Consider the following 24998-nt stretch of genomic DNA (forward strand, 5'->3'; position numbering starts at 1 on the left):
TAAGTTACCCTCGCCTAACTTAGGCGGACCTTACCTGGAGGGCGTGTGAAACGGAACTGGGAGGCCCTGGTGCTCAAGGCCATGGGCGGCCGGGACTTCCGGCTGACCGTGCGGGGCACGGAGTCGGTAGGCGGGCACTACAAGCGTCTGCTGATGGACGACGGCGGCCTGCTGGCGGCGGGCAAGGTGCACCCCACCATGTGGATCCGACTCTGGTTCGACGACGCCGGCCGCCCGCACCAGCGGGCGTACACCCTGGTCGACCCGGAGCCGGCGGCCGGCCGGTTCACCCTCGAGTTCGCCCTGCACGACGGCTGCGCGGCCCGCTGGGCGAGCAGCGCGCAGGTCGGCGACACCATCGTCGCCACCCTCCAGGGCAGCGCCTTCGCCCTGCCCGACCCGGCACCCGCCCACCTCTACCTGGTCGGCGACGCCTCCTCGCTGCCGGCGGTGAACAGCCTGCTCGACGCCGCCCCCGGGATCCCCGCCACGGTCTGGCTGGAGTACGCCTCCGACGGGGAACGGACGCTCGCCCCGCGCGCCCGCGACCACCACCGGGTCACCTGGGTCCCACGCGGCGAGGACGGGCGGCAACTCCTGGATGCCGTCCGCGCCGCGCTGCCGGCCGCGCCGGACGCCCACTACTGGGTGGCCGGTGAGGCGGCCAGCACCCGCGCCCTCACCCGGCACGTCCGGCGTACCCTCGGCGTGGGCAAGCAGCAGCTCACCGCGCTGGGCTACTGGAGCGCCAGTTGAAGGGACGCCTCGGCACGCTCACCACGCTCTACGTCACCCAGTACCTCGGCATCGGGTTCATCACCGTCGGGCTCACCGCCATCCTGCGCGACGGCGGGACCTCGCTGGACACCCTGGCTCTGCTCCAGTTCGTCGGCCTGGTCTGGCCGCTCAAGTTCCTCTGGGCGCCGCTGGTCGACAGGTACGGCTCCCGTCGGCACGGCCACTACCGGTCCTGGCTGCTGCCGTTGCAGGCCGGGCTGGTGCTGACCCTGCTGGCGCTGTTGCCGTTCGCCGACCCGACCCGGCAACTCGGCCCGGTGGTGGCGATCTGCGCCGCCTACGTGTTCCTCTCCGCCACCCAGGACATCGCCGTCGACGCGGTCGCCGTACGGGTGCTGTCCGAGGGGATCCGGGGCACCGGCAACGGCATCCAGGTCGCCGCCAGCTACCTGGGCAACCTGCTCGGCGGTGGCGCGTGCGTGCTGGTCTACGACCGGTACGGCTGGGTGCCGGCGATCGGGCTGCTGGTCGCGCTGACCGCCGTCGGTCTGCTCGTGGTGTGGCGGCTGCGGGAGCCGGCCCGGACCGCCCGGGTGGCCGGTGCCGGGCAGGCGTACCGGGCGTTGCTGTCGGTGTTCGGCCAGCCCGGCTGTCGCTTGTGGACCTTCGGCGTGGTGCCGCTGGTCTACACCGGGGCCGGCGCGGCCTACGCCCTGGTCACCCCGGCGCTTGTCGACGCGGGCTGGTCGCTGGCCCGCATCGGGGTCGTCACCGGGGTGGTGATCAGCGCCCCGGCGATCGTCGCCGGCCTGCTCGCCGGGATCGGCGTCGACCGGTTCGGCCGGGGGCGGCTGCTCGTCGTCGGGGGAGCGGCCCTCGCGGTCTCCACCGCGCTGCTGCTGCCGTTGATGAACGGGCGGGCCCCGCTGGTGACGACGGTGGTCGCGCTGTGCTGCTTCATGGCCGCGTACACCGTCGCCAACGTGGTCCTCTACGTGGTCAACATGGACTACTCGCGGGTGGGCACCGGGGGGACGGACTTCACCGTGCTGTCGTCGTTCGGGTTGATCTGTTCGTTCCTGGCGGCCTCACTCGGGCTGGCCGTGGCCGACCGGGTCGGGTATCCCGCCGTCGCGATCGGTTCGATCGTGCTGGTCGCCCTCGGCGTGCTGGTGGGGCTGGGGCACCAACGCCGGTTCCCGGCCGTCAGGGTCGGCCCATCCGAGCGGGTGGCCCCGCCGGTCACCGTGCCCGGCTGACCTGATCCCGGCTGCTGCGGCCCCGGCCATTCGATCCCGACCACACCGGGTGTCGGCGTTGACAACAACTTAGGTTAGGGTAGCCTAACTTGCGAGATCAACTGGGTCGACGGGACGACCGGGGACGCCCGACGTCCCTGCCCGCGCCCGTCACCGACCGTCGAGGACTGCCCATGAGCCTGCCCGGATCCACAATCGAGGCCCCCGTGACCGGGACGCGTCCCACCCCGCCCCGTGCCCACCTGTTCACCGCCGGCACCGTCGAGGAGTACCGCCGGGCCGTCACCGAGGGGATCGACCGGGTGGCGGCCCGGGTGGCCGCCGTGGACCGGCCGGGCACCGGCATCACCCCCGACGCGTTGGCCCCCCGGGTCGCCGGCATCGACCTGGACCGGCCGCTCGCCGACACCACGGCCGCCCTCGACGAACTGCACGACGTCTACCTGCGTGACGCCGTGTACTTCCACCACCCCCGCTACCTGGCCCACCTCAACTGCCCGGTGGTCATCCCCGCCCTGCTCGGCGAGGCGGTGCTCAGCGCGGTCAACTCGTCCCTGGACACCTGGGACCAGAGCGCCGGCGGCACCCTGATCGAACGTCGCCTGGTCGACTGGACCGCCGGGCGGATCGGCTTCGGCCCGGCCGCCGACGGCGTCTTCACCAGCGGCGGCACCCAGTCCAACCTGCAGGCGCTGCTGCTGGCCCGGGAGGAGGCGTACGCCCGGATCGTCGGCGGCGGCAGCGACCGGCCCAGCCGGCCCGAGGTGCTGTCCCGAATGCGGATCGTCACCTCCACCGCCGGCCACTTCAGCGTCCAGAAGGCCGCCAAGCTGCTCGGCCTCGGTGCCGACGCGGTGCTCACCATCGCCACCGACGCCGGCCGGCGGATGCGTACCGACGACCTGGCCGCGACCCTCGACCGGTGCCGCCGCGACGGTCAGACCGTGCTCGCCGTGGTCGCCACCGCCGGCACCACCGACTTCGGCACCATCGACCCGCTGGACCGGATCGCCGAGATCTGCACCGCCGCCGGGGTCTGGCTGCACGTCGACGCCGCGTACGGCTGCGGGTTGCTGGTCTCGCCCACCCGGCGGCACCTGCTCACCGGCATCGAACGGGCCGACTCGGTCACCGTCGACTACCACAAGTCGTTCTTCCAGCCGGTCAGCTCCAGCGCTCTGGTCGTCGCCGACCGGCGGGTGCTGCGGCACGCCACCTGGCACGCCGACTACCTCAACCCGGCCCGGATGGCCGAGCGGCGGATCCCCAACCAGGTCGACAAGAGCCTGCAGACCACCCGCCGGTTCGACGCCCTCAAGCTCTGGCTCACCCTGCGGATCATGGGGCCGGACGCCATCGGCGCGCTCTTCGACGAGGTGGTCGACCTCGCCGCCGCCGCCTGGCGGCTGCTCGCCGACGACCCCCGCTTCGAGGTGGTCACCCGCTCGCAGCTGAGCACCGTGGTCTTCCGCTACCTGCCCCCCGGCGCCGGCCGCGACGTCGTCGACGACGCCAACCTGTACGCCCGCGAGGCGCTCGCCGCCTCCGGCGCGGCCCTGGTGGCCGGCACCAAGGTCGACGGCGCCCACCACCTCAAGCTCACCCTGCTCAACCCCGAGACCACAGTGGACGACATCGCCCACGTGCTCGACCTGATCGCCGAACACGCCGGCTGGTACGCCCGCACCCGCGCCACCGCCTAGCCGTCCAGCCCCGTCGGCTGACCACCCCGCCCTGGAGAAAACCCCTGTGTCGACCCACGACTTCATCGCCGTCGGGCTGGGCCCGTACAACCTCGGGCTTGCCTGCCTGACCGCGCCGCTCGACGACCTCGACGGCCTGTTCCTCGAAGCCCGCGACGACTTCGACTGGCACCCCGGCATGCTGCTGGACGCCACCCGGTTGCAGACGCCGTTCATCGCCGACCTGGTCACCCTGGCCGACCCGACCTCCCCGTACTCCTTCCTCAACTACCTGAAGGAGGTCGGCCGGCTCTACCCGTTCTACATCCGGGAGAGCTTCTTCCCGCTGCGCCACGAATACAACGACTACTGCCGGTGGGCCGCCGCGAAACTGCCCTCGGTGCGCTTCGGTCACCGGGTCACCTCGGTCGAGTACGACCCCGCCGACGAGCGGTACGTGGTGCATGCCGAGGTCGACGGCGAACGGGTCACCCACCGGGCCCGGCACCTGGTGCTCGGCACCGGCACCCCGCCACACGTCCCGGACGCCTGCCAGGGCCTCGGCGGCGACGTCGTCCACAACTCCCGCTACCGGGAACACCGGGCGGCGCTGCGCACCAGGCGCAGCATCACCGTCGTCGGCAGCGGACAGAGCGCCGCCGAGATCTACCACGACCTGCTGACCGACCTCGGTGCCCACGACTACCAGCTCAACTGGGTCACCCGCTCGCCGCGCTTCTTCCCCCTCGAATACACCAAGCTCACCCTGGAGATGACCTCACCGGACTACGTGGACTACTTCCACGCCCTGCCCGAGGCGACCCGCTACCGGCTGGAGGGCACCCAGAAGAACCTGTTCAAGGGGATCAACGCCGACCTGATCAACGACATCTTCGACCTGCTCTACGCCCACCGGGTGCACGGGCCGGTGCCGACCCGGCTGCTGACCAACACCGAACTGACAAGCGCCCGCTACGACGAGGTCGCCGGCCGCTACACCCTCGGGCTGCGCAACGTCGAGCAGGAGCGGGACCTCACCCTCGACACCGAGGCGCTGGTGCTGGCCACCGGCTACCACTACCGGGTGCCGGAGTTCCTCGCCCCGATCCGCGACCGGCTGCGCTGGGACTCCCACGATCGGTTCGACGTGGCCCGCAACTACAGCATCGACCACACCGGGCGGGGGGTCTTCCTCCAGAACGCCGGCACCCACACCCACAGCATCACCTCACCCGACCTGGGCATGGGCCCGTACCGCAACTCCTGGATCATCAGGGAGCTGACCGGGCGCGAGCACTACCCGATCGAGGACCGGATCGCCTTCCAGGAGTTCGGCGTCCCGACCGGAGGCACCTCGTGACCGACGTCGTGTACCGCCGCCACCACCCCGCACTCGGTGGGTTCGCGCTGCGTACCCTCGATCCGGAGGGCGACGCCGGGCTGCTGCACGGCTGGGTGACCCACCCGAAGTCGGCGTTCTGGCTGATGCAGGACGCCGACGTCGACCGGGTCGCCCGGGAGTACCGGGGGATCGCCGACCACCCGCACCACGACGCGTACCTCGGGCTCTGGCGCGGCGAGCCGGCGTTCCTCGCCGAACGCTACGACCCGGCCCGGGTCGAACTGGTGGGCCTCTACCCCCCGGTCGACGGCGACGTCGGCATGCACTTCCTGTGCGCGCCCACCGACCGGCCGGTGCACGGCTTCACCCGGGCCGTCATCACCACCGTGCTGGACTGGCTCTTCGCCGACCCGGCCACCCGGCGGGTGGTGGTCGAACCCGACGTGCGCAACACCGCAGTGCACGCCCTCAACGCCGCCGTCGGCTTCACCGTCGTCGGCCCGATCCGCAAACCGGAGAAGGACGCCCTGCTCAGCGTCTGCACCCGCGACCAGTTCCTGGCCGCCACCCGAGGAGACGTGCCCGCGTGAACCCCGCCGCATCCGTGGCCCACCTGACCCCCGCCACCTGGGCCCGCGCCAACCGGCTGCTGGTCGGCAAGGCGCTTGCCGAGTTCGCCCACGAACGCCTGGTCACGCCCGCCCCCACCGGCGACGGGCGCTGGGTCGTCCGCACCGACGACGGCACGGTGGACTACCACTTCACCGCCCGCCGCTTCGCCCTCGACCACTGGCAGATCGACCCGGACAGCATCACCCGGCGACGCGGCGACGAGGAACTGCCGCCCGACGCCGTCGACCTCTGCCTCGAACTGCGCGCCGCGCTCGGCCTCACCGACCAGGTGCTCCCGGTCTACCTGGAGGAGATCACCTCCACCCTCGCCGGCACCGCGTACAAGCTGGACCGGCCGGCGGTCAGTGCGGCCGAACTGGCCCGCGCCGACTTCCAGGCGATCGAGACCGGCATGACCGAGGGCCACCCGTGCTTCGTGGCCAACAACGGCCGGATCGGCTTCGGCGTCCACGAATACCACGCGTACGCCCCGGAGACCGGCCGGCCGGTCCGGCTGATCTGGCTGGCCGCGCACCGCGACCACGCCACCTTCAGCAGCGCCGCCGACCTCGACTACCCCACCCTGCTGCGCACCGAACTCGGCCCGGACACCCTGGCCCGGTTCACCGCCACCCTCACCGACGCCGGCCTCGACCCGGACGACTACCTGCTCATCCCGGTGCACCCCTGGCAGTGGTGGAACCGGCTCGCCGTCACCTTCGCCGGTGAGGTCGCCCGGCAGCGCCTGGTCTGCCTGGGCGAGGCCCCCGACGAGTACCTGGCGCAGCAGTCCATCCGCACCTTCTTCAACGTCACCAGCCCGCACCGGCACTACGTCAAGACCGCGCTGTCCGTGCTGAACATGGGCTTCCTGCGGGGCCTGTCGGCCGCCTACATGGAGGCCACCCCGGCGATCAACGACTGGCTGGTCGACCTGGTCGCCACCGACCCGGTGCTCGCCGGCAGCGGACTGACGATCATCCGGGAGCGGGCCGCCGTCGGCTACCGCCACCCGCAGTACGAGGCGGCCACCGACCGTTACTCGCCGTACCGCAAGATGCTCGCGGCGCTGTGGCGGGAGAGCCCGGTGCCCGGCCTGGCCCCCGGCCGACGGCTGTCCACCATGGCCGCCCTGCTGCACACCGACCGCGATGGGCGGTCGCTCGCCGCCGCCCTGATCGCCGAGTCGGGCCTGCCCCCGCAGGAGTGGCTGCGCCGCTACCTCGACGCCTACCTGGTGCCGCTGCTGCACAGCTTCTACGCCCACCGGCTGGCCTTCATGCCGCACGGCGAGAACGTCATCCTGGTGCTGCACGACGGCGTGGTCGAGCGGGTGATCTTCAAGGACATCGCCGAGGAGATCGTGGTGATGGACCCGGACGCCGACCTGCCGCCGCCCGTGCAGCGGGTCCGCGCGGTGATTCCCGAGGACGAGCAGCTGCTGACCATCTTCACCGACGTCTTCGACTGTTTCTTCCGGCACCTCAACGCCGTGCTCGCCGGCGAGGGGGTGCTCGACGAGGACGACTTCTGGCGTACCGTCGCCGACTGCGCGACCGACTACGCCGCTCGCGTGCCGCACCTGGCCGACCGGCTGCGCCGGCACGACCTGTTCGCCGGGGAGTTCACCCTGTCCTGCCTCAACCGGCTGCAACTGCGCAACAACCAGCAGATGGTCGACCTGGCCGACCCGTCGGCGGCGCTCCAGTTCGCCGGCACCCTGACCAACCCGCTCGCCCGCTACGCCCCGCCGCGATGAGCACCGCGCTGTCCGCCGCGCCGCCCGCCCCGGCGACACCACTGCGGTCCCGTTGGCTGATCCTGGCGGTGCTCTGCCTCGCCCAGTTGACAGTGGTGCTCGACAACACCGTGCTCACCGTGGCGGTGCCGGTGCTCACCACCGAGCTGGGCGCCAGCACCACCGACATCCAGTGGATGATCAACGCCTACGCGCTGGTGCAGTGCGGGTTGCTGCTCACCGCCGGCAGCGCCGCCGACAGGTACGGCCGCCGCCGGATGCTCGTCGCCGGCCTGGTGCTCTTCGGCATCGGCTCGCTGGCCGCCGGGCTGGCCCGCTCCGGCGACCAGCTGATCGCCGCCCGTGCCGGCATGGGCATCGGCGGGGCGCTGCTGGTCACCGCCACCCTCGCCGTCGCCATGCAGGTCTTCGACGGGGCCGAGCGGTCCCGGGCGATCGGCCTCTGGGCGGCCACCAGCGCCCTCGGGTACGCCGCCGGCCCGCCGATCGGCGGGATCATCCTCGCCCACCTGCCGTGGGGTGCGATCTTCCTGGTCAACGTGCCGATCGTGCTGGTCTGCCTGGTGGCCGGCCGGGCGTTGGTGCCGGAGTCCCGGGACCCGGTCGGCGGGCGACCCGACGTCGGCGGGGTGCTGCTGTCCACCGCCGGCCTCACCGGTGTGGTCTGGGCGATCATCGACGGCCCCGAACGCGGCTGGACCGCACCGGCCATCCTCGGCGCGGCCGGCGTCGGCGTGCTGCTGCTGGCCGCCTTCGTCTGGTGGGAACGGCGGATCGCCGCCCCCATGCTGGACATGCACTTCTTCACCGACCGCCGGTTCGTCGGTGCGGTCACCGGGGTCGTCCTGATCACCTTCGGGTCCACCGGGGCGCTGTTCCTGCTCACCCAGCACCTCCAGTTCGTCCGTGGCTACCCGGCCTGGGAGGCGGGACTGCGGATGGTGCCGTTCGCGCTGTCCATCGTGCTGCTCAACCTCGGCGGGGTCGCCGCCCGGCTGATCCGCCGGCTCGGGGTGCCCGGGGCCATCGCGCTGGGCATGGTGCTGCTCTCCGCCGGCCTGACCCTGATCACCCACGTCCGCTCCGACGGCTACGCGGTGCTGTTGACCGGGCTGCTGGTGATGGGCTTCGGCTGTGCCCTGGCCAATCCCGCGATCGTCGAGGCGGTGATGAGCGCCATCCCGCCGTCGAAGGCCGGGGTCGGTGCCGGGATCGACGGCACCATGGCCGAGGTGGGGGGCAGCCTCGGCATCGCCGTGCTCGGGGCGGTGCTCAACGCCCGGTTCGCCGCGCTGGCCCCGGTCGCGGTGGCCGGTGCCGCGTCGTACCCGGCCGCGCTGGCCGCCGCCGGGGGCGACGCCGACCGCGCGCAGGTGACCGACGCGTTCGCGTCCGCGCTGGTCACCGGGCAGACCGCCGGGGCGGTGGCGGTGCTCGCCGGTGGGCTGCTCGCCGCCGGAATGCTGCGCCGCGCCGAGCGCACCCGCTGATCTGTCGTGCCCCACCGAGCGGTGCCGACAGGGTTTACCCTGCCACCGACCGTGCCGGCCGGACGGTCAGAGTCGGGGCAGGCCGGGTCGTAGATCGGATAGTGCTCGGGTCAGACCCACAGGTAGTCACCCGACTCCGACACCACCCGACGCAGACCGGCGAAGTCCCGCGCCGGCTCCAGAGCGAGCAACAACTCGCGGACGGCCCGGAAACCGGTCAGTTGGTTCCTGCGGAAATCGGCGTCCGACGAGGCGGAGAACGCCAGTCGGGGCGGTGGGTCGCTGCCGCTCGGCACGATGCTCGTCCGGCCGGGGACAGCACGGTACTGCCCAGCCGGTGGGCTTCACGAACCCGGTCGAGCACGGACGTCGACATTCAGGGTCCCCCGGGCGCTTTGGCGGACGGCGGTGGTGCCGTGCCGCCCGCGTGGAACGCCGAACATCCCACGCGGGCAGCCGATCGACGATCGTACTGAGGGCACGCCAACGGCGGGCGGTCCGGTCCGGATGTGGAAGTCCACTCTGGACGAACCGGCCGGTGACCCCTCCTCAGCGACCGGGGCCGGACACGCTCCGCACCGGCCAGGCGGCCGGAATCCGTTCCAGCACCCCACCGGCGAACACGTCGCGCAGCCCGAGCGGCTTGAGATGGACGTACCCGATGTGGCAGTCACAGAGCGCGGCATCGCAGGCCCGGGGTTTGAGGGCGGCCCGCCACGACCCGTCGTAGAGGTTGCCGATCGGGGCGGGCCGGAAGTGGCAGCGGCGTACCGTGCCGTCGCCGAGCACGGAGATCGCCGTCTCCCCGGCGTGGCAGGGCCGGTCGCGCGACGGGTGCGGGCGGACACTCCAGCCGAACAACGGGTCCAGCGCCGTCCAGGTCGCCTCCTCCTCGGCGGAGTAGCGGTGCCCGTCGGCGGCGTTCACCCACAGGTAGACCCCGTCGGGCAGGGCGGCGCGCAGCGCCCGCGCCTCGGCCAGGTGGTCGGGCAGGCCGACCACCCCGACCGAGTAGCGGACGCCCAGCTCGGACAGGCGTGCGCAGCGGGCGAGGAACCGGCCCCGGGTGACCTGCCCCGGGTGGTACGTCGTCCACAGTGCCGCGCTCGCCCGGTCGGCGTCGGCCAGCCACTCCACCCGGGCGGCCAGGTTGGTCTGGATGACCACCCGCCCGACGTGCGGCAGGTGGGAGAGCGACACCATGGCGTCCCGGTACCAGCTGCGGGTCAGCCCCTCGCCCCACGGGGTGAACAGCACCGACAGCCGCAGGTCGGTGGTGGCCGCCACCCAGTCGGTGAACCGCCCCAGCGCGGTCCGGTCCGCCCGCAGCAGTTCCGGTGGGTCGACCCGCTTGGCGAACGGGCAGTACGGACAGTCGTAGTTGCAGCTCGCCAGCGGCCCCCGGTAGAGCACCGCCAGCTCCGCGACCGGCTCGTCCCGCCGCACCGGCAGCGACGCGGTCGGGTGCGCCGGCAGCGTGGCCGGCGCCCGGACGGCGGGATCTGGCAACGGCGTCGGCGACCGGACGGCGGGGTGCGGCAACGGCGTCGGCGGCCGGGCGGCGGGAGTCACCGGGGCACGTACCCGGTCATCGCCTGCTGGACCCGGGCGGAGGTCAGCCACGGGCCGATCGCGTCGGAGCGGGCCAACCCGGACGCGGTGAGCCGCAACCCGTCGGGGGCGGCCCAGCCCCGGGCGACCAGCCGCCCCAGCTCGGGAAAGTCCACAGCCGGCGGCCGGCCGAACCGGGCGGCGTAGGCCGCCGCGTCTACCCCCTCGGCGCGCAGCAGCGACTTGAGCAGCCAGCGGCGGCGCTGCTCGGCGCCGTCGAGGGCGAAACCGAACTCGGCGTGGCGGAAGTCGTCGGCCGGGCGGGCCAGGTAGTCGGCCAGCACCGCCCGGACCTGCGACACCCCGACCGCGTAGTCGAACGAGTAGTGCAGCGCGGTGGTGTAGGAGCGCGCCCCGCACCCGAGCCCGACCATACCGTCGTCCTGGCAGCAGTAGTCGGGCCCGTCCGGATCCGGCACGTCGGCCCGGCGGAACTGCCGCATCGACTCCTGCCGGTAGCCGGCCGCACCGAGAACCTCCACCGCCTGCCGATAGAGGGCCGACCGGTGGGCGTCCCAGTCGGCCCGGCCGTGCGCCCGCCGACCCAGCCCGGTCAGCGGGCGTACGTAGAGCGGGTAGAGGTAGAGCTCCTCCGGCCGCCAGGCCAGCGCCGCGTCCAGGCTCTCCCGCCAGGTCGCCGCCGTCTGCCCGTCGATTCCGTAGATCAGGTCGATGTTGAGCACCGGGACCCTCGCGTCCCGGATCGCGCCGAGCGCCGCCTCCACCTCGTCGCGCCGCTGCGGCCGGCCGGCGGCCCGCGCCTCGACGTCGAGGAAGCTCTGCACCCCGATGCTCACCCGGCTGACCCCGTGCGCCGCCAGCACCGCCAGCCGGTCCGGCGTCGCGGTGGCCGGCGAGGTCTCCACCGACAGCGGTACGCCCGGCAGCCGGGCCCCCGAGGTGCCCGTGACGATGTCGAACAGCTCGGTCAGCTCGTCGGCGGTCAGGTAGGTGGGGGTGCCGCCGCCCAGCGCCACCCGGGCGTACCCGGCGTCGTCGCCGAGCGCGTCGGCGACCCGCTCGGCCTGCCGGCGCAGCTGCCGCAGGTAGGCCGTCACCTGCTCCTGCGGCGCGTTGGCCCGGGTGAACAGGTTGCAGAAGCCGCAGCGCATCTCGCAGAACGGCAGGTGCACGTAGAGGAAGAGCGTGTCCCGGGCCTCGGCCCGCCACACGTCGGCCAGCAGCGGCCGGGGCCGCAGCGCCCGGTACGAGGTCTTGTGCGGGTACGCGTACAGGTACTGCTGGTACGGCGAGCCGTCGAGGCCCGTGCCGGTGCTTGTCACCATTCCCCCGGTCGCAGAGTGAAGTGGGCGTACGGGACGGTCCACACCACGTCGTGGCCGATCCGGTGGCCGGTGTGGCCGTCCTCGCCGTACGCGGTGCCGTGGTCGGAGCAGATGATCGTGAACACCGGTCGCCCCCGCCCGGTGAGCAGGGCGAACAGCCTGTCGACCCGGGAGTCGACGTACTCCAGGGCGGCGGCGTGACTGTCCCGGCTGTCGTCCTCGGCACCGGGCAGGTGGTGCCGGTTGGGCTGGTGCAGGGCGGCGACGTTGAGAAAGGTGAACAACGGCCGGTCGGGCGGCTGGCCGGGCAGCACCTCGGCCAGCCGGTCGAGCTGCGCGTCCAGGCAGGTGGGGGAGGTGACCCCGAACGCCGGCTCCCAGTGCGCCTCGGCGAACAGGCCGGGCAGCACCGATCCGAGCGGGCTGCGCCGGTTGAAGAAGCCCACCCCGCCCAGGCAGAGCGTGTGGTAACCGGCCCCGGCCAGCGCGGTGGGCAGGTCGGGGGCGTCGAAGACCCAGGTGTCGGCGCCGGCCGTCTCGCTGCCCGGGAACGCCGCCGCGTACAGCCGCTCGTGCCGGCCCGGACCGACCGGGGTGGGCAGGAAGCCGGCGAAGTAGGCGTGGTGCGCGGCGTAGGTGAAGCTGGCGGGGGAGTGCCGTCGCTCCCACCGCCCACCCGGCAGCACCCGGGCCAGCCTGGGTGTCCGCCCCGCCCCGGCCAGCTCGGACGCCACGTCGAAGCGCAAGGTGTCCAGGGTGAGCAGGCAGATGTCGTGACTGCCGATCAGCGTACGCATCCCACCGTCTCCCGCTCCGCCGCCACGGTGGCCCGCCACCGGTCCCACCGGCCGCTGGTCAGCGCGTGCACCTGCTCGGCATAGGTGTCCCGGCCGTCGGCCAGCACCCCGGGTAGCAGGTCGCCGAACGCGTTGACCTCGGCGACCGCGTGCCGCCGCCAACCCAGCAGGAACATCAGGTCCACCCCGACGTGCAGCGACCGGGGGAAGCAGGCCGCCGCCCGTTCGCAGGTCCGCATCGCCGCCGCCCAGGCCGTCGGCCCGGCCGCCGCCCGCAGCGCGTCCAGGTCGCCCCGCGCGTTGCCCAGGTGCAGGTTGGTCAGTGGTCCCCGGGCGGCCCGGACCACGGCGTGGGTGGCCCGACCGGCGACCACCACCACCCGCAGGTCGACCACCCGGTCGGCCAGCCCGGCCTTGGGTAGCCACCGCTCCACGTGCAGCCCCTGCGGGGCGAGCCGGTCGACGAGCGCCGCCACGGTCGTCTCGTCGTCGTAACGGCGCAGCCGCAACGAGTTGAACAACCCGTCCGGGGTGGTCTCGATCGTGGTGACCGCCTGCACCCGGCGCGGCCCGACCGCGAGGGCGATCACCCCGGCCGCCGACGAGCCGTGCGCCGGCTTGACGAACACCCGGCTCCAGCCGGCCGCCGCCATCGCCGCCCGCATCTGCGGATAGCCCTCCACCGGGGGCAGCGCCGCCGGCACCGGCACCCCGGCCGCCGACAGCAGCGCGTGACAACGCCGCTTGTCGCACAGCACCGCCACGTCGTCCGGGTGGTTGAGCAGCGTCGCGCCGCCGGCGGCCACCCGGCCCATCCCGGCCACCAGCCCGGCGTACGTGTCGGCGAGGCCGACCAGCTCACCGTGCCTTGCCTGGGTGGCCGCCCCGCGCAGCAGCCGGTCCACCTCCGCGTCCTCGCCGGGGGAGTCGACCCGGACCAGGGTGTCGACGTCCGGCGGGGCTGCCCCGGTGAGCACCCGCGCCCAGGGCAGCACCGCCGGATCGGGCAACCCCGCGTCGCGCACGGCCCGCCGGAACAGCGCGACCCGCCGGTTGTCGGGGTTGCCCACCACGGTCAGTCGCATGTCACTCCGACACCGCCGTGTAGCGCAGGAGTTCGCCGTCGTCCTCGTCCGGCTCCTGCGGCTCGGAGACGTCGACCTCGACGCCGGGCAACGCGGCGACCACCCGGTTGGCGGCCTCCTCCGACAGGTAGTGGTGGTGCAGGTCGAGGGCGGTCAGGTGGGTCAGGGACTGCCCGGCCAGCAGCGCGGCGAGCCCGTCGTCGCCGAGGGTGCCCAACGACAGGTCGAGCCGTTCCAGCCGGGGCACCACGGCGGCGGTGGCGAGCGCGGCGGCGAGATCGTCGGTGATGTCGGCGTTACGCAGCCCGAGCCGGCGCAGCGCCGGGAAGACCTTGCCGGCCAGCAGTGGTTCCAGATCGGCCACGGTGGTGTTCCCGCCGTAGTCGTCGGTGCCGAGCCACAGGTCCAGGTCGGTCAGCGCGGGCAGCTCCGAGCTGAGCACCGCGCCGACGAACTCCCGGGACAGCCCACCGGTCTGCACGGACAGCCTGCGCAGCCGGTCGTGGCGCACCGGGGAGAAGGTGAAGTCCTCCCCGCCGCGTACCCGCAGCACCTCCAACTGCGGGTACGCGGTCAGCAACGGGCTGACGTCGCCGACCCGCATCCAGGAGACCTCGCACTCCTCGGAGGTCATGTCGCCGAGGAACAGGGCCCGCAGCCGGGGCAACCGGGGGGCCGCCGCGCAGAGCTGGGCGATCGGGGCGTGGTGGAACGCCGCGTATCCCCAGGCCCCGACGACCAGCGCCTCGACACGGTCACCGACCTGCTCGACGAACCGGTCGAACCGGTCCCGGAACTGCGCCGACAGGGTGTCCTGCCGGGTGTTCCCGTCGAAGTGCCAGTCGGCGATCCGCCAGCAGACCTCGCCGTTGACGACGGGCAGCGGCCCGTCGGCGGGGAACTCGACCACCGGCCGGCCGGCGAACGTCTCTGCGTGGGAACCGAAGCTCATCGGCGCTCACTCCCCGACCGCGGTGAACCGGTAGATCGTGCCGTGGTACTCGTCGGGCGTCTGCGGGTCGTCCAGGTCGACCTGGACGCCGGGCAGCGCGTCCACCAGCCGCTGTGCGACCTCGGGCGAGAGGAAGTGGTGGTGCAGGTCGAGGCGGCGCAGGTGGGTCAGCGGCTGCCCGGCCAGCAGCGCCTCGGCGCCGGGGTCGGTCAGCACCCCCATCGACAGGTCGAGCACCTCCAGCCGGGCCACCACCGGGGCGGCGGACACCGCCTGCGCGACGAGGTCGGCGAACTCGGCGTTGCAGACCGCCAGGTGCCGCAGCGCCGGCAACCGGTCACCGGCCAGGATGGCGGCCAGATCATCGGTGCCGGTGTCGCCGCCGTAGTCCTGCCGGCCCAGCCACAGGTCGAGCCGGCGCAGCGCGGGCAGGTCGCAGTCGCCCACCGCGCGGGTCACCCCGGCCGGCAGGCCGCCGGTCTGGAAGCCCAGCTCCCGCAACCGGGTGTGCCGGACCGGTTGCAGGCTCAGCTCGTTGCCCCCGCGTACCCACAGCACCTCCAGCTCGGGGTAGGCGGTCAGCAGCGGGGTGAGGTCGCCGTGGGTGAGCCAGGAGATCTCGCACTGCTCGCTGACCAGGTCGGCCAGGAACACCGCGCGCAGGGCGGTCCAGTCCTTCGCCGCGTCGGCCAGCAGGTCGACAGGCAGTGCCCGCTCGTACGCCGAGCCCCACTCGCCGACGACCAGCGCGCGGACCGCCTCGCCGGGAACCTCCGCCCGCAGCGCCGCGACCAGGCCGGCGAACTCCTCCGGGTCGGCCTCGAAGTCCTCGACCTCCAGCCGCCAGGCGACGGCCGACGGGTCGTCGGGCAGCGTCATCCCCGGTGTGAAGGGGACCACCGGCATTCCGGCGAACGACGACATGTGCGAACGGATCACGCCTACCTCCGGCTCGACTGGTGCGACAGCGGCGCGACCGTAACAGGGCCGCCCGACAAGATGATCAGCGCCGGTGGAGCCGGATCGTCCGCGGGCCACCGGGTGTGCCCGGCCGGTGACGCTTTACAGACAGGGCCGGGTGTGCAACTGTCGTGTCAGCGCTCCCACGGCTGTCCATGCTCGGATACCCGGGGAGTCCTCTCGTGAGAAATCGCACCCGGCGGGCGGCGTCCATCGTCGCCACCGCCGTCACCACCACCTTCGTCGCCGGTGTCGTCACCGCCGTCTCGGCCCAGGCCGCCGCCGGCTGTCAGGTCACCTACCAGGTCGGCGCGCAGTGGGCCGGCGGCTTCACCGCCGCCATCACCATCAAGAATCTGGGCGACCCCGTCGACGGCTGGCGTCTCGGCTGGACCTTCCCGGCCGGGCAGACCGTCACCAGCGCCTGGGGCTTCACCGCGAGCCCGGCCAGCGGCAACGTGGTCGCCACCAACCTCGACTACAACGCCGCCATCGCCACCAACGGCAGCATCGACGTCGGGTTCAACGGCACCTGGACCGGCAGCAACCCCAGCCCCACCGCCTTCACGCTCAACGGCACCGCCTGCACCGGATCGACCACCCCCACCACGGCTGCGCCGCCCACCACCCCGCCGGTGACCACTGCGCCCCCGACCACGCCACCCCCGACGACGCCGCCGGTGACCACCCCGCCGCCGACCACGCCCCCGGCGACGGAGACGCCGACGGTGGCGGCGGACGGCAGCGGCAGGTACCGCACGGTCCAGGCCGCCATCGACGCCGTGCCGGCGAACAGTTCGAGCCGGGTCACCATCACCATCAAGGCCGGCACCTACCGCGAGGTCGTCCGGGTGGCCTCGAACAAGCCCAACATCACCCTGCGCGGGCTCGGCTCGTCGCCGTCGAACGTGGTGCTCGTCTACCACAACTCCGCCGGCACCCGGAAGCCGGACGGGACGACCTACGGCACCTTCAACAGCGCCAGCATGTTCGTCGACGGCGCGAACTTCGTCGCCGAGAACCTCACCATCTCCAACGACTTCGTGGAGAACTCCTCCGGGGTCGACCAGCAGGCGGTCGCGCTGCACCTCAACGCCGACCGGGCGGTGCTGCGCAACGTCCGGTTGCTCGGTGACCAGGACACCTTCCTGGTCAACGACAAGACCCGGGCGTACGTGGTCAACTCCTACGTGGAGGGCACCGTCGACTTCATCTTCGGCGGTGGCACGATCGTCATCGACAGCACCTCGATCTACGAGAAGCGGTCGACGGGCGGGCCGATCACCGCCGCCCGGACACCGGCCAGCAAGACGTACGGGATGCTGATCTACCGCTCGACGATCACCGGAGCGACGAACAACACCACCCAGCTCGGTCGTCCGTGGGGGCCCGACGCCCAGGTCCTCTACCGGGAGTCGTCGCTCAGCGCGACCATGAAGACCGCCCAGCCCTGGATCGACATGTCCGGCAACGTCTGGCAGAACGCCCGCTTCCGCGAGTACCGCAACACCGGCCCCGGCGCCGGCACGAACGGCAACCGCCCCCAGCTCACCGACGCCCAGGCCACCACCTACACCCCGCAGCGCTACCTGGCCGGCACCGACGGCTGGAACCCCCTCTAACAGAGCCGTTGATCAAGAGGTTTACGTCAAGTTGATCACGGTGGATGACGTGAACCTCTTGATCAACGCGTCGAGCCGGGGTTGGCAGTGGGTGGGTGTGGATGGTTCCGAGGGATTGCAGAAACCTTGCTGCAAGGTATTGCAGGATCTTGCAGGCGTCCTGCATCGTCTTCTCCACCGGACAGTCGTCCACACCCACCAGTGCCTCTTCGACCCCCGGAAGCAGGTCCACTCCTGATGTCCACACCCCGCGTCCCCCGGGGAACCCGTCTGCGACGGGGTCTCCTCGCCCTCGCTGTCACCGCCTCCTCCCTCGCCGCGCTGAGCGCGCTGCCGGCCGCCGCCCCCGCGACCGCCGCCGTCGCCCTCAACGACAGCGAGGTCACCGCCAACCTCTGGGAATGGAACTGGCGTTCCGTCGCCTCGGCCTGCACCGACCACCTCGGCCCGGCCGGCTACGGCGCGGTCCAGGTCGCCCCGCCGCAGGAGTCGGTCAGCCTGCCCACCAGCCCCGACGGCGTACACCCGTGGTACGAGGTGTACCAGCCGGTCTCCTACCGGCTGGAGAGCCGGTTCGGCACCCGCCAGCAGTTCGCCGACATGGTCACCACCTGCCACGACGCCGGCGTGCGGGTGTACGTCGACGCGGTGGTCAACCACATGGCCGGCGCCAACAACCCCGAGTCGGTAGTCGGCTACGCCGGCACCGACTTCTCCGGACCCGGCTACAGCTTCCCCGCCGTGCCCTACGGCACCGGCGACTTCCACCGCCCGGGTGACAACTGCCCGACCTCCGGCGCGATCAACGACTGGAACAACGAGGCCCAGGTGACCAGCTGCGAGCTGCTGTCCCTGACCGACCTCTACACCGAGAAGGACAGCGTCCGCACCAAGATCGCCGGCTTCCTCAACGACCTGATCGGCCTCGGCGTCGACGGCTTCCGGGTGGACGCGGTCAAGCACGTCAAGAAGGACGACTTCGCCGCGATCCTCGGCAAGCTGCGCAACACCACCGCCGAGAACAAGCGTCCGTACGTCGCCCAGGAGATCTTCGACGGCGCCGGTAACGACGCTCTCAAGGCCCGCGCCTTCATCGGCAACGGCGACGTGCTCGACTTCGGGTACGCCAAGGGCCTGAAGTCGGCCTTCCAGGGCTCGATCGCCAACCTGGCCAACGTCGGGAGCTGGAATCTCGACGCGCCGAGCGCGAACGTGTTCGCCATGGTCACCAACCACGACCTGGAGCGCGACGGGGTGGTGCTGTCCTACCGCGACGGCAGCGACTACGTCCTGGCCAACTACTTCGCGCTTGCCTACCCGCACGGCAAGCCGTCGGTCTACGACAGCTTCTCCTGGTCCAACCGCAACCAGTCGCCGCCTGCCGACGGCAACGGCTTCGTCGCCGACGCCGTCTGCGGCAGCAGTTGGAACTGCCTGACCCGGTCCACCGGGATCAAGGGCATGGTCGGCTGGGCGAACGCCGCGAGGTCGGTCCGGACCGTCTCCGACTTCACCGTGGTGAACAGCAACGTCATCGGCTTCCACCGGGGCGACCGGGCCTGGATCGGGATCAACGACTCCGGTTCGGCCAGCACCGCCACCTTCACCACCGGCCTGGCCGACGGGTCGTACTGCGACGTGATCTCGGGGGCGCGCGGCGCGGCCGGCTGCACCGCAACGACGGTGACCGTCACCGGCGGCCGGGCCACCGTGCAGATCCCCGCCAACGGCGCGGTGGCGCTGCACGTCAACGCGAAGGGCGGCAGCACGCCGACGCCCACCGCGACCGCGACACCCACGCCCACCGCCACGCCGACCCCGACCGCCCCCGCCGGTACGGTCGCCACCACCTTCACCGTCACCGCGTCCCTCGCCGGTGACCAGGACGCCTACGTGGTGGGCAGCGTCCCGGCGCTGGGTTCGTGGACCCCGGCCGGCGCGGTCAGGCTGACCGCCCAGGGCGGTGGGGTCTACCGGGCGGTGGTCGACCTGCCGGCGGCCACCACTGTGGAGTTCAAGTTCGTCAAGAAGACCACGGCCGGCGCGGTGACCTGGGAGTCGGGGAGCAACCGGACGCTGACCACGCCGACCGGCGGCACCGCGACGGTCACCGACACCTTCCGGGGTGACCCGGCCGGCACCGCGGCGGGCGCGTCGTTCACCGTCAACGCCACCACCTCGTACGGGCAGAACGTCTACCTGGTGGGCAGCATCGCGGCGCTGGGCTCGTGGAACCCGGCCAACGCCGTGGCGCTCTCCTCGGCCGCCTACCCGCTGTGGCGGGCCACGGTCACCCTGCCGCCGAACACCACTGTCGAGTACAAGTACCTGAAGAAGAACCCCGACGGGACGGTGACCTGGGAGTCCGGTGGCAACCGCAGCGCCACCACCGGGTCCACCGGCGCCTGGAGCGCCAACGACACCTGGCGGTGACGTCGGGCGGGTGCGGCGGCCGGTCCCCTTCCCGGGGGTCGGCCGTCGCGCCGTCGGTGCCGGGGGCGCCGGTCCGGCGCCGACGGCGGTGGGGTACGGCCGGATCGGCGGGGATACGAGGTTGACGGACGTCGATGCATGCTCGTATCGTCCAGGAAAGCGCTTTCTCTCCGCCGCCACCCCCACCGCCCACCGTCGGAGGTACAGCCTCATGCGACCGTCCCGCCAGCGTCGGCTGGCCCTGCTGTTCGCCGCGGTGCTCGTTCCCGTGACCGCCCTCCTGGTCGGACCGGTCGCCACCGCCTCCGCCGCCACCCTGTTCAGCGACGACTTCACCGACGGGGACACCGCCGGCTGGTCGAAGTCGGGCGGCACCTGGGGAGTCGTCACCGACGGGTCCCCGGCCGTCCGGCAGTCGAACGTCGGCAGCGAGAACGCCCGGCTCTTCACCGGCAGCACCGGCTGGACCGACTACCTCGTCCAGGCCAGGGTGAAACCGCTCAGCCTCGGCCCCGGCGGCCAGGTCGGCCTGCTGGCCCGCGCGGCCGGGTCGACGCGCTACTACCGGTTGGCGCTGCTGCCCGGCGACCAGGTGCAGTTGCAGGCGGTGAACGGCGGCGCGGTCACCGTGCTGGCCGGCATCTCCCACCCCGTGGCCACCGGCACCTGGCACACCCTCGCCGTCGAGGTCACCGGCGGCACCGTGCGGGGCCGCGTCGACGGGGTCTTCGTCGGCGAGGTCGCCAGCTCGCTGATCGGGGCCGGCCGGATCGGGTTGCAGACCGCGTACTCGTCGGCCTCCTTCGACGACGTCCTGGTCAGGAACGCCGACATCCCGCCGGCCCCCACCCACACCCCGCCACCGAGCCCCACCCCGCCGGCCACCACCCCGCCCGTGACCCCGCCGGCCACCACGCCGCCGGCCGGGGCCGTCGTACTGGTGGTCGCCACCGACGGCGACGACGCCAACCCCGGCACGCCGGCCCGGCCGCTACGCACCATCCAGCGCGCGCACGACCTGGCCGAGCCCGGCACCACCATCGCGGTACGCGGCGGCACCTACGCGCCGACCAGCACCATCAAGATCCTCAAGGACGGCACCCCGGGCCAACCGATCACCCTCACCGGCTACCAGGGGGAGAAGGTGGTGATCGACGGCGAGAACATGCCGTACACCCCGGGCGCGGTGGGTTCCAGCATCCCCCGGGCCGACCGGGGTGCGCTGCACGTCGAGGGCGACTGGTGGCGGTTCGTCGGCCTGGAGATCGTCCACGGTCCGTACGGGATCTTCGGCGTCGACACCAACCACGGCAGCTACGAGCGCCTGATCACCAGGGACAACTACGAGTCCGGGCTGCACCTGCAGGGCGCGTCCAGCGACAACCAGATCATCGACCTGGACAGCTACGGCAACCGCGACCCCCGCAAGAACGGCGAGAGCGCCGACGGGCTGGCCATCAAGGAGGGCTCCGGCACCGGCAACGTGGTGCGCGGCGCGCGGCTCTGGCGCAACTCCGACGACGGGTTCGACGCCTGGCTTTTCCTGTCGCCGATCCTGATCGAGGACAGTGCCGCCTACGACAACGGCTACAACTACTGGAACCTGCCCGACTACGCCGGGGACGGCAACGGCTTCAAGCACGGTGGCGGCAACGACCCGCGTCCGGCCGTCGACCATGTCACCCGCAACAGCATGGCCTGGGGCAACTCGGCCGGCGGATTCATCGACAACGGCAACCCCGGCACGCTGGTCTTCGAGCGCAACACCGCGTGGCGCAACGGCAAAGCCGGCTTCGACGTGTCCCGTTCGACCTCCCAGCTCCGCCGCAACCTGGCGGTCGGCAACACCCCTGACGTGTCGCTCGGCTCCTCGACCGGGGCCGACAACTCCTGGAACCTCGGCGGCAGCTGGCCGCTGGCCGGCACCGACCCGTCGACCATCACCGGTCCCCGGGCGGCCGACGGGTCCATCCCGCCGTCTAACTTCCTGCGCCCGGCCAACGGTGCCGACGTGGGCGCCCGACTCTGAGTCACCTGTCGGCCGTGCCCCCGCCCGCACCGTCGGGAGCCCGGCCGCCCCGCCCGCCGACCGGGACCGGTCCACCGGTTCCGGTCGGCGTGGTCGGGGCCACCTGGTAGGGGCGGCGCGGTCGGCCGGTGTCCCTGAGGCGGGGCTCAGCGTCCCTGGAGGGTGCGGACGTTGTCGCCGAACGTCCAGCCCTTGGACCCGTCCCAGTTCACCGACCAGGTCATCAGCCCCTTCAGGCCACCCCGGTAGGTGTTCCACGCCTGGGCCACCGAGGCCGGTGCCAGGTAGCCGCCGCCGGCACCGGGCTGCGCGGGCAGGCCGGGCACCTGCTTGTCGTACGGGACCCGGATGGTGACGCCCTGGACGACCAGGCCGGCGTTGAGGCAGTCGGTCTGCGCGGTGAAGCCGGCCACCGTCCCGGCGGGGTACGAGTCACCGGCGCAGCCGTACATGCTGCCGTTGTAGTACTGCATGTTGAGCCACCAGAGCCGTCCGTTGTCGACGTACCGCTTGATGACCGGCAGGTACACGCCCCAGATGGAGCCGTAGGTGACGCTGCCGCCGGTTACGTACGCGGTCTCCGGGGCCATGGTCAGGCCGAAGCCGGCCGGCATCTGGGCCAGCACGCCGTCGATGATGCGGACCAGGTTCGCCTGCGAGGTGGACAGCCGGGTGATGTCCCCGCTGCCGGTCAGCCCGGTCTCGATGTCGATGTCGATGCCGTCGAAGTGGTACCGCTTGAGGATCGGCACCACGGTGGCGACGAACCGGTCGGCGACGGCCGCCGAGCCGAGGTCGATGCCGGCGGTGGCCCCGCCGATCGACAGCAGGACGGTCAGACCGGCGGCCTTGGCCTGGCACATCTCGGTGGGGGTGGGCACCCTGACGGTGGCGTCCATGCCGTCCTCCCACAGCACCGTGCCGTCGGCGCGGATCACCGGGAAGGCGGCGGTGACCACGTTGTAGCCGTGTCCGGTGATCCGCGCGTCGGTGAGGGGGATCCAGCCCAGCGGCGGGTGGACGCCGTTCGCCGCGCCGTCCCAGTTCTCCCAGTAGCCCTGGAGCACCTTGCCGGTCGGCCGGGGCTTCAGCGCGCAGCCCGTGCCGTCGGGCGGCGGTGTCGTCGTGCCGGGGGTGGCGGTGGGTGTGGATGTCGGGGTCGGCGGGCGGGTGGGCGTGGCGGTGGGGGTCGGCGACGGGGTGGGGACGACGGTGGGTGACGGGGTGGGGGAGGGGGTGCCGGTGCAGGCGCCCAGGTCACGCCAGAGCGCGGGGACGGCGGCCGGGTTCCAGCCGGCGCCGGCCGGCGGGGTGTGGGTGACCAGCGACTCGTAGAGACGGCCGAGATAGCTGACCCGGGTGCCGGCCGGGTAGCTGACGCCCTCGGCCCAGGCCGGTGCGGAGCAGGCCACCAGGGCGCCGGCGTTACCCGTGGTGGTGGTCGGCGCGGCGAAACCGTTCGTGACGGGCAGTGCGGCGGCGAGCAGTACCGCACCGGCCAGCACGGCCGTCGTCGCAGGTCGAAGTCGCATGACATACCTCCTCGTCGATGGCGGGAGGTTATCAGTTAACTTTGTTAAAAGTAAATGCCTGACTGCCGGTCAGGGGACCGGGTTCCAGCCGTCCGTGCCGGCCAGGTACCGCTGCGGGGTGTAGGTCGAGGCCTGCGCGTCGGTCAACTGTGGCCGGTCGGTGGTGACCGTCGACCCGGGGCCGCTGTTGCGGTACTCGAAGAACCGGGCGTCACGCCACGAGAAGCCGGACATGTCGCTCCACGGGGAGTCCTTCACGTGCGCGCCGAGAACGCTGTCGCGGAACACCGCCTGCCCGATCGCGTCGACGTTCCCGCTCGGGTGCCACGGCCGACCCAGGTGCACGCTCTGCGCCGCCGCCGAGTCGGTGGTCAGCGTGCAACCGGTGAAGAGCAGGCCGTACGGGTTGCCGATCATGGTGGACGGGGCGGTGACGTACCCGTTGTTACTCGTCGAACCCCGGTCGAGCGACCGGATCTCGCAGCGGTCGAAGACCCCGGTGCCCCGGCCGAAGACGAAGTCGACGTCGCCCTCGACGTAGCAGTCGCGGAAGTACGCCCGGCCGACTGCGTCGACGCTGGCGCTGTTGTGGTAGAGCGTGTCCTGGTTGCCGAGGAACCGCACGTCGTCGAAGACCAGCCGGTCGGCCCGGGTGAGCACGGCCACCGCCTGCTCGGCGCTGTAGTCGTGCGCCGCCTCGTCGAAGTCGTTGGCGAAGGTCAGGTGCCGGGCGGTGAAGTCGTTGCCGTCGACGGTCACCGTGGCGCTGCCCGAGGTGCCGTAGGTGCCGCCGCCCGGCTTCGGGGTGCCCGAGGCGTTGTCGTAGACGATGACCACGTCGCGGGCGTCACCTGTCGACCCGACGAACGACACGTACGGCTTGTCGGCCGGGACCGACACCACCTCGCGGTAGGTGCCCGGCTCGATGGTGATGGTGTGTCGGCGGGTGTTGCCCGTCGGCACCGCGTCCACCGCCGCCTGCACGCTGGTGAAGTCCCCGCTGCCGTCCGGGGCGACCACCGAGGACCCGTCGCCCGGCGCGGTGCCGGTCGGCGTGGGCGTCGGGCTGGTCGGTGGCGGGCTGCTGGGCGGCGCGGTGTCCGTCGGCGAGGCCGTCGGGCTCGGCGAGGCGACGGTCGGGGTGGCGGTGGGGGTCGGCGGCGCGCTGGTCGGGGCGGTGTCGCCCCGGGTCACCACCACGTCGTCGAACCGGGCGGTGGCGTACGCGGTCTGTACGCCGATCCGGCCGGTCGCGGTCAGCGTGCCGGTGCCGGTGCCGACCGGGACGCCGTCGACCCAGCCGCGTACCACCGTGCCGGCCACCTCGATCCGCAGGGTGTGCCAGCTCCCCACCGTCACCGGGTGGGACACCGTGCCCAGCGGGGTGACCCGGCCGCTGCGTACCGCTTCCAGCCGGACCTGGTCGCCGGGGAGCACGGCGAGCCGGTAGTAGCTCGTCGCGCCACTGGCCCTGGCGAGCAGCGCGACCAGGCCGTTGCCGGGCAGCGTCAGCGGCTTCACCCGGGCCTGGACGGCCTGGTCGGCCCAGGACGCGTCGCCGGCGAAGAGTCGGGCGTCGGTGCCGTCCCTGGCCTGCTGCAACGCCGGGCTGTCGTCGGAGACCACCGACCAGGTGCCGCCGGACCGCGACCAGCCGGCGAGGTCGCCGCCGGAGAAGTCGTCGCTGAACAGGGTGGCGGCGTGGGCGACCTGTGCCCCGCCGAGCGGGGTGAGGGCCAGCAGCGTGGTGGTGAGCGCCGCGACGGCGGCGGCGAGCAGGCGGCGGCTTCTGCGCATGGCGGATGAACC

Annotated in this window: 19 protein-coding genes; 10 read left to right on the forward strand and 9 right to left on the reverse strand. The window is 72.6% G+C overall.

What is annotated here, in order from left to right; genetic code table 11:
• The first annotated feature begins 45 nt into the window (after nt 1–45).
• The 7 genes from OHQ87_RS09065 (at nt 46) to OHQ87_RS09095 (ending at nt 8882) form a co-directional block, all read left to right on the forward strand.
• Nucleotides 46–756, forward strand: coding sequence for a siderophore-interacting protein (locus tag OHQ87_RS09065; protein ID WP_328346809.1), 711 nt, complete (start codon nt 46–48; stop codon nt 754–756).
• Nucleotides 753–1997 carry an MFS transporter gene (locus tag OHQ87_RS09070; protein ID WP_328346811.1) on the forward strand — a complete coding sequence of 415 codons (1245 nt, stop codon included), beginning with the start codon at nt 753–755 and terminating at the stop codon, nt 1995–1997. Before OHQ87_RS09065 ends, OHQ87_RS09070 begins: the two co-directional genes overlap by 4 nt.
• Nucleotides 1998–2170: 173 nt before the next feature.
• The gene (locus tag OHQ87_RS09075; RefSeq protein ID WP_328346813.1) at nt 2171–3700 is read left to right on the forward strand and encodes a pyridoxal phosphate-dependent decarboxylase family protein; all 1530 of its coding nucleotides are present in this window, start codon (nt 2171–2173) and stop codon (nt 3698–3700) included.
• Between the two features lie 46 nt (nt 3701–3746).
• Nucleotides 3747–5039, forward strand: coding sequence for a lysine N(6)-hydroxylase/L-ornithine N(5)-oxygenase family protein (locus tag OHQ87_RS09080; protein WP_328346815.1), 1293 nt, complete (start codon nt 3747–3749; stop codon nt 5037–5039).
• Complete coding sequence (locus OHQ87_RS09085; protein ID WP_328346817.1) at nt 5036–5611, forward strand: GNAT family N-acetyltransferase; 576 nt, start codon at nt 5036–5038, stop codon at nt 5609–5611. The genes OHQ87_RS09080 and OHQ87_RS09085 overlap by 4 nt, the downstream gene beginning before the upstream one ends.
• The gene (locus OHQ87_RS09090; protein WP_328346818.1) at nt 5608–7392 is read left to right on the forward strand and encodes an IucA/IucC family protein; all 1785 of its coding nucleotides are present in this window, start codon (nt 5608–5610) and stop codon (nt 7390–7392) included. Before OHQ87_RS09085 ends, OHQ87_RS09090 begins: the two co-directional genes overlap by 4 nt.
• A complete protein-coding gene (locus OHQ87_RS09095) occupies nt 7389–8882 on the forward strand; it encodes an MFS transporter (RefSeq protein ID WP_328346820.1) in 1494 nt (497 codons plus the stop codon). The genes OHQ87_RS09090 and OHQ87_RS09095 overlap by 4 nt, the downstream gene beginning before the upstream one ends.
• A gap of 110 nt (nt 8883–8992) precedes the next feature.
• Here OHQ87_RS09095 and OHQ87_RS09100 read toward each other — a convergent pair whose 3' ends face one another.
• The 7 genes from OHQ87_RS09100 to OHQ87_RS09130 all read right to left on the reverse strand — a co-directional run bounded on the left by OHQ87_RS09100 (nt 8993) and on the right by OHQ87_RS09130 (nt 15552).
• Nucleotides 8993–9178: a hypothetical protein gene (locus OHQ87_RS09100; RefSeq protein WP_328346822.1), complete on the reverse strand. Its 186-nt coding sequence runs from the start codon at nt 9176–9178 to the stop codon at nt 8993–8995.
• 253 nt (nt 9179–9431) lie between these two features.
• Nucleotides 9432–10454: an STM4011 family radical SAM protein gene (locus OHQ87_RS09105; RefSeq protein WP_328346824.1), complete on the reverse strand. Its 1023-nt coding sequence runs from the start codon at nt 10452–10454 to the stop codon at nt 9432–9434.
• Entirely contained in the window at nt 10451–11779 is a 1329-nt protein-coding gene (locus OHQ87_RS09110) for an STM4012 family radical SAM protein (RefSeq protein WP_328346826.1), read from the reverse strand. Before OHQ87_RS09110 ends, OHQ87_RS09105 begins: the two co-directional genes overlap by 4 nt.
• Nucleotides 11773–12576 carry an STM4013/SEN3800 family hydrolase gene (locus OHQ87_RS09115; RefSeq protein WP_328346828.1) on the reverse strand — a complete coding sequence of 268 codons (804 nt, stop codon included), beginning with the start codon at nt 12574–12576 and terminating at the stop codon, nt 11773–11775. Before OHQ87_RS09115 ends, OHQ87_RS09110 begins: the two co-directional genes overlap by 7 nt.
• Nucleotides 12564–13661: an STM4014 family protein gene (locus OHQ87_RS09120; protein WP_328346830.1), complete on the reverse strand. Its 1098-nt coding sequence runs from the start codon at nt 13659–13661 to the stop codon at nt 12564–12566. Before OHQ87_RS09120 ends, OHQ87_RS09115 begins: the two co-directional genes overlap by 13 nt.
• Before the next feature lies 1 nt (nt 13662).
• Nucleotides 13663–14613, reverse strand: coding sequence for an STM4015 family protein (locus tag OHQ87_RS09125; protein WP_328346832.1), 951 nt, complete (start codon nt 14611–14613; stop codon nt 13663–13665).
• Nucleotides 14614–14619: 6 nt separating this feature from the next.
• Complete coding sequence (locus OHQ87_RS09130) at nt 14620–15552, reverse strand: STM4015 family protein (protein ID WP_328346834.1); 933 nt, start codon at nt 15550–15552, stop codon at nt 14620–14622.
• A 203-nt stretch (nt 15553–15755) separates the two neighbouring features.
• On the opposite strand from OHQ87_RS09130, the gene OHQ87_RS09135 reads away from it, so the two are divergent.
• From OHQ87_RS09135 to OHQ87_RS09145, 3 genes are all read left to right on the forward strand, one after another.
• Nucleotides 15756–17195, forward strand: a complete 1440-nt coding sequence (locus OHQ87_RS09135) for a pectinesterase family protein (RefSeq protein ID WP_328346836.1) — start codon at nt 15756–15758, stop codon at nt 17193–17195.
• Between the two features lie 237 nt (nt 17196–17432).
• Complete coding sequence (locus OHQ87_RS09140; RefSeq protein WP_328346838.1) at nt 17433–19628, forward strand: carbohydrate-binding module family 20 domain-containing protein; 2196 nt, start codon at nt 17433–17435, stop codon at nt 19626–19628.
• 211 nt (nt 19629–19839) lie between these two features.
• The gene (locus OHQ87_RS09145) at nt 19840–21657 is read left to right on the forward strand and encodes a right-handed parallel beta-helix repeat-containing protein (protein ID WP_328346840.1); all 1818 of its coding nucleotides are present in this window, start codon (nt 19840–19842) and stop codon (nt 21655–21657) included.
• Between the two features lie 146 nt (nt 21658–21803).
• On the opposite strand, the gene OHQ87_RS09150 is transcribed toward OHQ87_RS09145, so the two are convergent.
• Together OHQ87_RS09150 and OHQ87_RS09155 are read right to left on the reverse strand one after the other, a co-directional pair.
• A complete protein-coding gene (locus OHQ87_RS09150) occupies nt 21804–23189 on the reverse strand; it encodes a carbohydrate-binding protein (protein WP_328346842.1) in 1386 nt (461 codons plus the stop codon).
• Nucleotides 23190–23258: 69 nt separating this feature from the next.
• Complete coding sequence (locus tag OHQ87_RS09155) at nt 23259–24986, reverse strand: pectinesterase family protein (RefSeq protein ID WP_328346844.1); 1728 nt, start codon at nt 24984–24986, stop codon at nt 23259–23261.
• Nucleotides 24987–24998 lie beyond the last annotated feature (12 nt).

This window comes from Micromonospora sp. NBC_00421 (genome assembly GCF_036017915.1).
Classification (GTDB): domain Bacteria; phylum Actinomycetota; class Actinomycetes; order Mycobacteriales; family Micromonosporaceae; genus Micromonospora.